A 10,881-nucleotide genomic window follows, 5' to 3' on the forward strand; every position below is an offset into this window, starting at 1 on the left:
CAATAAAAAAAAGATGTCTAAGAAAAAGAATTTACCAATTCACTATTTAAAATGTTTTTATTAGCTTCAAAAGTCCAAATTAAATTTTAGTCCAATTCATCTGTCCTGTAAACAGTAAACAGGGGGACGGTTCTGCTTGTTTCACTTCTACCCCGTTTAATCTTTCATAACAACGCGAGAATTTCACCTATATTTCAAATGGAAACACGCAGAACCGTCCCCATGTTTCAAGTTTGAGATATTTTGTTAATATTTGAAAAAGGTTTGAGATTATAATATGTGGTTTGTAAAAAAGTTTTTACTAGATAGGAGTCAATTTTATCATCGGTGTGAGAAAGTAGTGGGAATACGTAGAAAACCAACTTGTAAACGGTAACAAATAAATCATTATTTAGCATAAATTTACTGTTTTGAAAAATTACTTTTGTTGCAAAATTCTACAAATACGTAAGAAAATCGTGTTTATTTTTAAATCTTCTATTCATCAAACGGTAACATCACTCCTTTATAGTTAATTATAGCAATTAAGGAAATTGCTGGTAATTTTGAGAGAACTTACTTCTCAAAAAATACGCACTAGGAGATGATGTAATTGATGAAAAAACAAGACGAGGCAAAGAAAGTAAACAAACCATTATCGAAGAAAGTGGCTCCTTTTGTCATGTCAACATCTATGATGGCCGCAACCTTTTTAGCAGCGGGTGCTCCCATTTCAGCTGCAGAGCTTGAAGACAAAGGCGTTAATCCTGAAGTAATCGAACAAGCCAAAAATCATGGTCAAACCGTTTCTGAAGTTGCGAAAAGTTTGAAAGGACCACTTACAGAGGGCGAATTAAATAAAGGTCAAATTATCAGTGAAATAGCTAAGGATAAATCGTTTAAAACAGAACAGGATCCAGCTTCAGAAAACTCAGATGATGAGTTAGCTAATGAAACATCAGATGAAACTGTAGTAGCAGATGAAGATGATGATGATGCTAATAATGATGGAACTGAAAATGACCAAGGAACTGATGAAGATACTGAAACTCCGGAAGAACCTGTAGCTGAAGATAACAATGCTAGTGATGATCTAACTGAAGAGGATGAGGCTAGCGATGAAAATACTGAAACTCCGGAAGAACCTGTAGCCGAAGATGACGTTACTAATGATGATGTTGCTGAAGACGACGAGGTTGTAGAAGAGGAAACTGAAACTCCTGCTGAGCCTGTTGCAGAAGATGATGTTACTAATGATGATGTTGCTGAAGACGGTGAGCTTGTAGAAGAAGATGCTGAAACTCCTGCTGAGCCTGTTGCAGAAGATGATGTTACTAATGATGATGCTTCTGAAGACGGTGAGCTTGTAGAAGAAAATGCTGAAACTCCTGCTGAACCTGTTGCAGAAGATGATGTCACTAATGATGATGCTTCTGAAGACGGTGAGCTTGTAGAAGAAAATGCTGAAGCTCCTGCTGAGCCTGTTGCAGATGAGGATGTTACTAATGATGATGCTTCTGAAGACGGTGAGCTTGTAGAAGAAAATGCTGAAGCTCCTGCTGAACCTGTGGCTGAAGAGGATGTTACTAATGATGATGCTTCTGAACCTGTTGCTGAAGAGGATGTTGCTAGCGATGATACTACTGAAGAAGGTGAGGCTGTTGAGGAAGGAACTGAAACTCCTGCCGACACAGAAACTTCAAATGAAACAACTCCAGAAGGTGAAAACACTGTAAATACCGATGAGTCAGTAGTGAATACTGAAACTGAAGTTTTATATCAAGTTGATCCAGCTCTTAATGCATGGGTTGATGACACTTATCAATTAGTCGGTGATAACTACCAAAGTCTAATTGGATACTATCAAACATTCATTGACCAGCATTTTGGACAAACAGATTCTGAACCAACAAACGTTGAGTCTGAAAAACCAAATGTTGACTTATCTGAAGTATCAGCAGATGCAGAGGTGATAGATCAACCAACAGATGTAGATTCAACGGTAGAAGTTGACGCTGAAGTACCAGCAGATGTAGATTCAACAGTTGATGCTGACGCTGATTTACCAACAGATGTAGATTCAACGGTTGAAACTGACGCTGATTTACCAACAGATGTAGACTCAACAGTTGAAGCTGACGCTGATTTACCAACAGATGCAGATTCAACAGTTGATGCTGACGCTGATTTAGCAGCAGAAGTAGATAACACTGAAGTAGTAAACAACTCTACAGAAAATGTAGAAGGTCAAGTAGACTTAGAAGCAAGTCAACCTGAAGTTCAAGCAGATGTTGAACTAGAAGGAAACCTTGAGCAAGCAGAACCTACAGTAGATGAAGTAAGTGCAGTTGATGAAACTGAACCAGTAAGTCAAAATGAACAAGATCCTAATCAACAAGAAGAAGTTGAAGAAGATACATCTAATCAAAACTCAGTAAAGGACAAACTAATCGGTTACTACCAAGACCTAGTAGCATCATTCTCAAACTTTATGAGCTTTCTAAAATAATAGAAACAGAGGGACGGTTCTAAGTGTTTCACTATGTCCATTTAATAGAGTTGTAGCTATTTAAATAGTAAGAATTTAGTCAAGACTGTTAACTGGTGAAAACGCTAAACCTTCCACCTAAAGCAAACTATCCTATCCCCCATTTAATAAATAATAGATAAGGAAGTAGGTACCTACAAACTGTGGGACCCACTTCCTTTTTTTGAGTCAGAGGGACAGGTACCTAGACTCATAAAAATGCAACAGCGAGAACCGTCCCCCTGTTTCACTAGTTCTTATATACTAGGCAATAACTAACAGAATTTTACATTTGTAATCAAATTTTTACTTTGTTTTATCTCTTGTATAGACAACTTTTAATATTCTATTGATATTTTATAGAAGTAGACTATTAAAGAAAGTTGGGAGATGGAGAAATGAAAGGGAAAAAGTGGTTGCCGGCACTTAGTGCTCTTGTGATGCTAGCAGGAATTACAGTAGGTGGAGGCGGAGCTTTCGCGAAAGAAAAACATAAGGATATCGTCAATGTATCACACCGCGGTGCTTCTGGACACGCTCCAGAACATACATTAATCGCGTATGACATGGGCGAAAAAATGCACGGTGATTACATTGAAATCGATTTACAAATGACAAAAGATGGTCATTTAATTGCGATGCATGATGAAAAAGTAGATCGTACAACAGATGGAACGGGTTATGTAAAAGATATGACCCTTGCCGAAATCAAAGAATTAGATGCAGGTAGCTGGTTTAACGAAAAATATCCAGAATATGCAAACCCTGAATATGAAGGTTTACAAGTTCCAACGCTAGAAGAGGTTTTCCAAAAGTTCAAAAAGAATAATAGCTATTATATTGAAACAAAATCACCTGAAATTTACCCAGGAATGGAAAAAGAACTTTTACGTCTTGTGGACAAGTACGATATCAATAAAGATAAATTACTAGTTCAATCTTTTAGCCAAGATAGCTTGAAAATCATGCACGAACTAGATCCTTCTGTAAAACTTGTTCAATTAATTTCTTACGGTTCATATGCTACGATTACAGATGAGCAAATTGCTGAAGTAAAAGAATATGCGATGGGAGTTGGCCCGAACCATACCCATTTAAATGAAGAGTATATCCAAAAGGTTGTGAACAGCGGTCTAGAAATCCATCCTTATACTGTTAATGATAAAGAAAGAATGCAGCAACTGATTGATTGGGGTGTAACAGGAATGTTCACAAACTTCCCTGACCTTCTTCATGAAGTTAAAAAAGGGAGATAATTCTTTCTTAAAGAAAAATAATGACGAAAAAATGCCCGCATCATCTGTACATGAATACAGGTGATGCGGGCATTCGTTTTCAATAATTCATTTGTCTTTTGTTAACTTATCATTTGAGATACATAGGCACGTAAATGCATAAAAAACACTGCTCTCTGGAGGGCTTTCCATTAATAACTGATCACTATCTATACTTATGCTACTTTTCTTTTCTTGCCACATCTAACACATTCGCCAGTGTAGTAGCTAAATTTATGTTTTCTGCGAAAAAAACATACCAATGCCTTTAGTTTCATTAATCATTACACCTCTGTTGATTCTGACTTACATGACTAATGTTATCAGAACAACATGTTAGTCCCATTACAAAGCAGTTAAGCACCATGACAAAACGATTAAATTCTGTTTAAAGTTAGAGACATAGAACAGAGGGATCGCCCCTTCACTCTTAAAGATTAATGATCAAAAAAAGTGCCAACTCCACCTGCGGATTTTTCTTTTACACTCGCTTCGATAGCATAATTTCCTCCATATCGTGTATAATATAGATAGATCATTTAAAATAAAAATGACCGAGCGCTAGGAACGCTCAGTCACTACAACCTCTACCGTCAGGGTGGTGGTTGTCACTCAAAGTAAAATTAATCCTTTTGAGAACCACCCTTTTGCTTGCGACGGCGTAGGGTGGTTTTCTTGTTTTCTAATATGTGTTTCCGAAAAGAATGAGCACTAACCTCACGCACAACCCCTTTCAGAACTTCACGAAGAAACTCAAGAAATATTTCTATGGTCTATCACCTCCCCTCCTATAACGGAAAGAAGCGAACAACCAACCACCCTAACAACATTCAGTTGCACTCTCATTCTATCATATACAAATCAAGTGAGACAGAGAGACAAGTCCCTTGACTCACCCATGTTTCCTATATAAATTGGGAATCATTAGCTATAGCAATTTAGTAGTCTGAAAGGCATAATAACAAAATAGAAAATAAAAAAGGTATGTGAATCCATGACACAATTGAGGAAAATACTAGTAATTGCTATAGCCTTCATAACCATTGTGAACTTATTTTATGTCTATTTCCTAACGAAATCCATAAGTATTTTAATTCTACTCCCTAGTTTATTAGTAATTCTACTTACTTTGTATGTAAGTAGAAAGTTTGATGAAGTTACTAGTAATTATGAGCAGTTGAAAATTAAAAATGAAAAATTAATAGATGAAAAGATAAATATAACCAAAAAATATGAGGACTATGAGCAGTTCTTTCATACCTTTGATGAAGCAACTTTTTTCACTTATGATTATGGTCAAAATAAATGTAAAATTTCCAAAGGTGTTGAAAATTTATTCGGGTACACACAAAAAGATGTCAAAACGAATAAAGATTTATTCAAACACGTAATTCATAATGAAGATGTTCATAAATTTGAAGAGGCTCAAAGAGAATTAATGGTTGGAAATACTGTACGTGAAGAACTTCGGATTCTCCATCCTGATCAAGGAGAAAAATGGGTTCTTTTTAAAGCCAAACCATTTAAAAATAATGATGGGTTAGTTATCAAAGTGAATGAGCAATTTGAGGATATTACGAGACAAAAAGAATTAGAGTTTCAATTGAAACGACTAGCCTTTTTCGATGATTTAACAGATATACCGAATCGAAAAATGTTAGACAGACAAATTCAGAAAGCACTGTATCGTTCAAAACGGCATCATCATAATTTTACACTTATGTTTGTAGACCTTGATGATTTTAAGAAAGTAAATGATACACTTGGGCATGATGCAGGTGATCAGTTACTGAGGGATGTCGTTTCAAGAATCAATCACTGTATAAGAGAAGAAGACCTCATTTCAAGAATTGGTGGGGATGAATTTATCGTGATATTTGAAAAAACAGATTTAGATGAAATTGAACAAATTGCTGAGCGGATAATTGAGTATGTTGCCCAGCCATATTCAATTCATGATAATCAGGCGAGGGTTTCCTTAAGTATAGGTATTAGCATGTTCCCTAATCACGGAGAAGACAAAGACACGCTCATTAAAGCTGCAGATAAAGCGATGTATTATGCAAAAAAGAATGGAAAGAACAGCTATAAATTTTACAATGATGAACTAAATGAGATGGAAGTAACTGACAAAAGTATTTTTAAAAAATGGATGGAAGTATTACAAAGCACTTTCAAATGAGTCAGAGAGACAGGTTCTTGACTCATCTCTGCGCCCGGGTATTTGTAATTGATAGATTTCTATCATAAAAGAGTGGGATTCACCTTTAATATATTGGTGAGTGCCACTCTTTTCTATTCCCTTGTGTTGCCCCAGCTTCATTAGCACGTAACTACCTCCGAAATAAAATGGGATAAGGAACCTATATCTCTTTGGATAGAGGGCTCAGCAGGTAAATTAATTCGAATTACACAAATATAAAAGCTAGCTAGGTTATGAATAAAAACATCGTTATAGAACTAAAGTTAATCTAATAAGTTAACTAGGATCATTTTCATCTAAAGAGAGAGCAATTACTTCAGTATATTCCCCTTTAGAAATTTCCTCTGTGGTAGCATCCTTTTGCAATTCATCTTCAGTATTTATTCCCTCTGCAATTGTTGGTTTATCAGCTGAGTTTTTTTGTTTTTTCAATTGGTACACCCCTTTCATGGGTATTTTCCCCAACAATCATCCTTTCATAACTACTATAAGAGCTTCTGTGGAAAAAAAGTATTATATAATTGAAATCATATTTTATTCCATTGTAAGATGCGTAAACCCCAAAAAAACTCATTCTTAGAAGAATGAGTTTTTTGGTACGCGCCTTAGAGGATTCGAACCTCTGACCGTACGCTTAGAAGGCGTATGCTCTATCCAGCTGAGCTAAAGGCGCAATATATAATTAGATGGCGGAGAAGGAGGGATTTGAACCCTCGCGCCGGTTACCCGACCTACACCCTTAGCAGGGGCGCCTCTTCAGCCACTTGAGTACTTCTCCATAAAATAAAAATGGCTCCGCAGGTAGGATTCGAACCTACGACCGATCGGTTAACAGCCGATTGCTCTACCACTGAGCTACTGCGGAGTAATAAATACTTTGTCCTAAATGTTGCTTGTGGTCGAACTTGTGCGCCAAAAGCTATTTGCTTTTGTTGCAAAACGAATCCCATGTGGGACGATTCGTTTCTCTACCACTGAGCTACTGCGGAACAATAAAGATGAATATAATGGTGGGCCTAAATGGACTCGAACCATCGACCTCACGCTTATCAGGCGTGCGCTCTAACCAGCTGAGCTATAGGCCCATTATTTTATATGGAGCGGGTGATGGGAATCGAACCCACGACAACAGCTTGGAAGGCTGTAGTTTTACCACTAAACTACACCCGCATATATGATTTATAATTTCGTCCAAAGGCGGCAACCGGATTCGAACCGGTGAATAAAGGTTTTGCAGACCTTGGCCTTACCACTTGGCTATGCCGCCTAAAACTGGGCTAGCAGGATTCGAACCTACGAATGACGGAGTCAAAGTCCGTTGCCTTACCGCTTGGCTATAGCCCATAAACCTTATATGGGGCGGCTGATGGGAATCGAACCCACGAATGTCGGAACCACAATCCGATGCGTTAACCACTTCGCCACAACCGCCATTATGATATTTTAGAACAAGGGTAGTAGAAATTGAAGCCTTAACAAAGGTTTTGGAGACCTTCGTTCCACCTTTAAAATATACCCCTAAATAAATGCATATGGTGGAGGGGGACGGATTCGAACCGCCGAACCCGAAGGAGCGGATTTACAGTCCGCCGCGTTTAGCCACTTCGCTACCCCTCCACAGGGTGTAAGGACATAGGGGGTATTAAAAAATGGTGGCTCAGGACGGAATCGAACCGCCGACACATGGATTTTCAGTCCATTGCTCTACCGACTGAGCTACTGAGCCACAAATATTTTTAAACAGTAGTGACTCATTGGAATCCTACTGGAAAAACGAGAATTATATAAATGGCGGTCCGGACGGGACTCGAACCCGCGACCTCCTGCGTGACAGGCAGGCATTCTAACCAACTGAACTACCGGACCAGATTGCGGGGACAGGATTTGAACCTGCGACCTCCGGGTTATGAGCCCGACGAGCTACCGGACTGCTCTACCCCGCGATAATGGTATTTGTATTTAAATGGCGGAGGAAGAGGGATTCGAACCCCCGCGCGGTTTAACCCGCCTGTCGGTTTTCAAGACCGATCCCTTCAGCCAGACTTGGGTATTCCTCCACTTAAATATAATGTCGAGATGGATCTTGTAGGACTCGAACCTACGACCGGACGGTTATGAGCCGTCTGCTCTAACCAGCTGAGCTAAAGATCCTTAGATCCTAACTTTATTAGAAAATTCAATAGCGGCGATAGGGATCGAACCTACGACCTTTCGGGTATGAACCGAATGCTCTAGCCAGCTGAGCTACACCGCCAAAAATATAAACAATTGTTGTTTTTACTTGTAAAGTGGAGACTAGCGGGATCGAACCGCTGACCTCCTGCGTGCAAAGCAGGCGCTCTCCCAGCTGAGCTAAGCCCCCAATATTGTAAAAATCATGGTCGGGAAGACAGGATTCGAACCTGCGACCCCTTGGTCCCAAACCAAGTGCTCTACCAAGCTGAGCTACTTCCCGTTCTTCCTAAAGCGCGCCCGAAAGGAGTCGAACCCATAACCTTCTGATCCGTAGTCAGACGCTCTATCCAATTGAGCTACGGGCGCATTGTTAAATTAGATGGTGCCGAGGACCGGAATCGAACCGGTACGGTAGTCACCTACCGCAGGATTTTAAGTCCTGTGCGTCTGCCAGTTCCGCCACCCCGGCTTAAAAATAAGAGCGGAAGACGGGATTCGAACCCGCGACCCCCACCTTGGCAAGGTGGTGTTCTACCACTGAACTACTTCCGCATGAATGCGGGTGAAGGGAGTCGAACCCCCACGCCTTGCGGCGCTAGATCCTAAGTCTAGTGCGTCTGCCAATTCCGCCACACCCGCAAAATGGTGAGCCATGCAGGATTCGAACCTGCGACCCTCTGATTAAAAGTCAGATGCTCTACCAACTGAGCTAATGGCTCGTACTTAATTAAAAAATAGTGGTCTTTCATCTAAAATACCACTAGTAAGGATGGTGCCGGCCAGAGGACTTGAACCCCCAACCTACTGATTACAAGTCAGTTGCTCTACCAATTGAGCTAGACCGGCAATATGGTGGAGGATGACGGGCTCGAACCGCCGACCCTCTGCTTGTAAGGCAGATGCTCTCCCAGCTGAGCTAATCCTCCGACGTACAGGATGTCGCGCACTTAGCAGACCTTCCTTTTAAAAATGGTGACCCGTACGGGATTCGAACCCGTGTTACCGCCGTGAAAGGGCGGTGTCTTAACCGCTTGACCAACGGGCCATAGTTACCTAAGTTTGTCCATTAGACAAAAATAAAGCCCCTAATATTTCTAAAAGGGGCTAGCCTGGCAACGTCCTACTCTCACAGGGGCAAAGCCCCAACTACCATCGGCGCTGAGAAGCTTAACTTCCGTGTTCGGGATGGGAACGGGTGTGACCTTCTCGCCATTGTTACCAGACTATTTTATTGAAGGTTTGTTCCTTCAAAACTAGATAATGCTGACATTCATCATGAATTGTGGTTAAGTCCTCGACCGATTAGTATTTGTCAGCTCCACATGTCACCATGCTTCCACCTCAAACCTATCAACCTGATCATCTTTCAGGGGTCTTACTAGTTTAACACTATGGGAAATCTCATCTTGAGGGGGGCTTCATGCTTAGATGCTTTCAGCACTTATCCCTTCCGCACATAGCTACCCAGCGATGCTCTTGGCAGAACAACTGGTACACCAGCGGTGCGTCCATCCCGGTCCTCTCGTACTAAGGACAGCTCCTCTCAAATTTCCTACGCCCACGACGGATAGGGACCGAACTGTCTCACGACGTTCTGAACCCAGCTCGCGTACCGCTTTAATGGGCGAACAGCCCAACCCTTGGGACCGACTACAGCCCCAGGATGCGATGAGCCGACATCGAGGTGCCAAACCTCCCCGTCGATGTGGACTCTTGGGGGAGATAAGCCTGTTATCCCCGGGGTAGCTTTTATCCGTTGAGCGATGGCCCTTCCATGCGGAACCACCGGATCACTAAGCCCGACTTTCGTCCCTGCTCGACTTGTAGGTCTCGCAGTCAAGCTCCCTTGTGCCTTTACACTCTACGAATGATTTCCAACCATTCTGAGGGAACCTTTGGGCGCCTCCGTTACTCTTTAGGAGGCGACCGCCCCAGTCAAACTGCCCACCTGACACTGTCTCCCAGCCCGATAAGGGCTGCGGGTTAGAATGTCAATACAGCCAGGGTAGTATCCCACCGATGCCTCCACCGAAGCTGGCGCTCCGGCTTCCAAGGCTCCTACCTATCCTGTACAAGCTGTACCAAAATTCAATATCAGGCTACAGTAAAGCTCCACGGGGTCTTTCCGTCCTGTCGCGGGTAACCTGCATCTTCACAGGTACTATAATTTCACCGAGTCTCTCGTTGAGACAGTGCCCAGATCGTTACGCCTTTCGTGCGGGTCGGAACTTACCCGACAAGGAATTTCGCTACCTTAGGACCGTTATAGTTACGGCCGCCGTTTACTGGGGCTTCAATTCAAAGCTTCGCCTTGCGGCTAACCTCTCCTCTTAACCTTCCAGCACCGGGCAGGCGTCAGCCCCTATACTTCGCCTTGCGGCTTCGCAGAGACCTGTGTTTTTGCTAAACAGTCGCCTGGGCCTATTCACTGCGGCTTCTCAGGGCTTTAACACCCTAAAAAGCACCCCTTCTCCCGAAGTTACGGGGTCATTTTGCCGAGTTCCTTAACGAGAGTTCTCTCGCTCACCTTAGGATTCTCTCCTTGACTACCTGTGTCGGTTTGCGGTACGGGCACCTGCTTCCTCGCTAGAGGCTTTTCTTGGCAGTGTGGAATCAGGAACTTCGGTACTATATTTCCCTCGCCATCACAGCTCAGCCTTCACGTCAACGGGATTTGCCTCATTGACAGCCTAACTGCTTGGACGCGCATATCCAACAGCGCG

Annotated in this window: 4 protein-coding genes, 25 tRNA genes and 2 rRNA genes (1 of these 31 only partly in view); 3 read left to right on the forward strand and 28 right to left on the reverse strand. The window is 41.8% G+C overall.

Annotated features, from left to right (window positions below):
* Window positions 1-592: 592 nt before the first annotated feature.
* The 3 genes from Q5760_RS22060 to Q5760_RS22070 all read left to right on the forward strand — a co-directional run bounded on the left by Q5760_RS22060 (window position 593) and on the right by Q5760_RS22070 (window position 5,962).
* Entirely contained in the window at window positions 593-2,488 is a 1,896-nt protein-coding gene (locus tag Q5760_RS22060) for a hypothetical protein (protein ID WP_428909731.1), read from the forward strand.
* A 458-nt stretch (window positions 2,489-2,946) separates the two neighbouring features.
* Window positions 2,947-3,762, forward strand: a complete 816-nt coding sequence (locus Q5760_RS22065; protein WP_428912660.1) for a glycerophosphodiester phosphodiesterase — start codon at window positions 2,947-2,949, stop codon at window positions 3,760-3,762.
* Between the two features lie 1,063 nt (window positions 3,763-4,825).
* On the forward strand, window positions 4,826-5,962 hold the full coding sequence (locus Q5760_RS22070) for a diguanylate cyclase domain-containing protein (protein ID WP_428909732.1): 1,137 nt from the start codon (window positions 4,826-4,828) through the stop codon (window positions 5,960-5,962).
* A gap of 297 nt (window positions 5,963-6,259) precedes the next feature.
* Here the strand turns inward: Q5760_RS22070 and Q5760_RS22075 are convergent, their stop codons facing one another.
* The 28 genes from Q5760_RS22075 to Q5760_RS22210 all read right to left on the reverse strand — a co-directional run.
* Complete coding sequence (locus tag Q5760_RS22075) at window positions 6,260-6,415, reverse strand: hypothetical protein (RefSeq protein ID WP_428909733.1); 156 nt, start codon at window positions 6,413-6,415, stop codon at window positions 6,260-6,262.
* 167 nt (window positions 6,416-6,582) lie between these two features.
* Window positions 6,583-6,656: transfer RNA gene (locus Q5760_RS22080), tRNA-Arg, on the reverse strand.
* Window positions 6,657-6,670: 14 nt separating this feature from the next.
* Window positions 6,671-6,761: transfer RNA gene (locus Q5760_RS22085), tRNA-Ser, on the reverse strand.
* 12 nt (window positions 6,762-6,773) lie between these two features.
* Window positions 6,774-6,848 (reverse strand) — tRNA-Asn (locus Q5760_RS22090).
* A gap of 143 nt (window positions 6,849-6,991) precedes the next feature.
* A tRNA-Ile gene (locus tag Q5760_RS22095) sits at window positions 6,992-7,068 on the reverse strand.
* An 11-nt stretch (window positions 7,069-7,079) separates the two neighbouring features.
* Window positions 7,080-7,153 (reverse strand) — tRNA-Gly (locus Q5760_RS22100).
* Window positions 7,154-7,178: 25 nt separating this feature from the next.
* A tRNA-Cys gene (locus tag Q5760_RS22105) sits at window positions 7,179-7,250 on the reverse strand.
* Window positions 7,251-7,255: 5 nt separating this feature from the next.
* Window positions 7,256-7,327: transfer RNA gene (locus Q5760_RS22110), tRNA-Gln, on the reverse strand.
* Between the two features lie 11 nt (window positions 7,328-7,338).
* Window positions 7,339-7,414, reverse strand: a tRNA-His gene (locus Q5760_RS22115).
* Window positions 7,415-7,516: 102 nt separating this feature from the next.
* Window positions 7,517-7,600: transfer RNA gene (locus Q5760_RS22120), tRNA-Tyr, on the reverse strand.
* A gap of 33 nt (window positions 7,601-7,633) precedes the next feature.
* Window positions 7,634-7,709, reverse strand: a tRNA-Phe gene (locus Q5760_RS22125).
* A gap of 63 nt (window positions 7,710-7,772) precedes the next feature.
* A tRNA-Asp gene (locus tag Q5760_RS22130) sits at window positions 7,773-7,849 on the reverse strand.
* Window positions 7,850-7,852: 3 nt separating this feature from the next.
* A tRNA-Met gene (locus tag Q5760_RS22135) sits at window positions 7,853-7,926 on the reverse strand.
* Between the two features lie 21 nt (window positions 7,927-7,947).
* Window positions 7,948-8,040 (reverse strand) — tRNA-Ser (locus Q5760_RS22140).
* Between the two features lie 20 nt (window positions 8,041-8,060).
* A tRNA-Ile gene (locus tag Q5760_RS22145) sits at window positions 8,061-8,134 on the reverse strand.
* A 29-nt stretch (window positions 8,135-8,163) separates the two neighbouring features.
* A tRNA-Met gene (locus tag Q5760_RS22150) sits at window positions 8,164-8,237 on the reverse strand.
* A 35-nt stretch (window positions 8,238-8,272) separates the two neighbouring features.
* Window positions 8,273-8,345: transfer RNA gene (locus Q5760_RS22155), tRNA-Ala, on the reverse strand.
* A 16-nt stretch (window positions 8,346-8,361) separates the two neighbouring features.
* Window positions 8,362-8,438, reverse strand: a tRNA-Pro gene (locus Q5760_RS22160).
* A 12-nt stretch (window positions 8,439-8,450) separates the two neighbouring features.
* Window positions 8,451-8,524, reverse strand: a tRNA-Arg gene (locus tag Q5760_RS22165).
* Window positions 8,525-8,538: 14 nt separating this feature from the next.
* Window positions 8,539-8,627, reverse strand: a tRNA-Leu gene (locus Q5760_RS22170).
* An 11-nt stretch (window positions 8,628-8,638) separates the two neighbouring features.
* Window positions 8,639-8,710, reverse strand: a tRNA-Gly gene (locus Q5760_RS22175).
* 5 nt (window positions 8,711-8,715) lie between these two features.
* A tRNA-Leu gene (locus tag Q5760_RS22180) sits at window positions 8,716-8,797 on the reverse strand.
* A 4-nt stretch (window positions 8,798-8,801) separates the two neighbouring features.
* Window positions 8,802-8,877, reverse strand: a tRNA-Lys gene (locus Q5760_RS22185).
* 51 nt (window positions 8,878-8,928) lie between these two features.
* Window positions 8,929-9,004 (reverse strand) — tRNA-Thr (locus Q5760_RS22190).
* A gap of 4 nt (window positions 9,005-9,008) precedes the next feature.
* Window positions 9,009-9,084 (reverse strand) — tRNA-Val (locus Q5760_RS22195).
* Between the two features lie 44 nt (window positions 9,085-9,128).
* Window positions 9,129-9,203 (reverse strand) — tRNA-Glu (locus tag Q5760_RS22200).
* Between the two features lie 62 nt (window positions 9,204-9,265).
* Window positions 9,266-9,381: ribosomal RNA gene (gene rrf, locus Q5760_RS22205) — 5S ribosomal RNA — on the reverse strand.
* Window positions 9,382-9,440: 59 nt separating this feature from the next.
* Window positions 9,441-10,881: ribosomal RNA gene (locus tag Q5760_RS22210) — 23S ribosomal RNA — on the reverse strand; it runs 1,497 nt beyond the window's last position.

This window comes from Niallia sp. Kr1, from assembly GCF_050389805.1.
Lineage (GTDB): Bacteria > Bacillota > Bacilli > Bacillales > Cytobacillaceae > Bacillus_BD.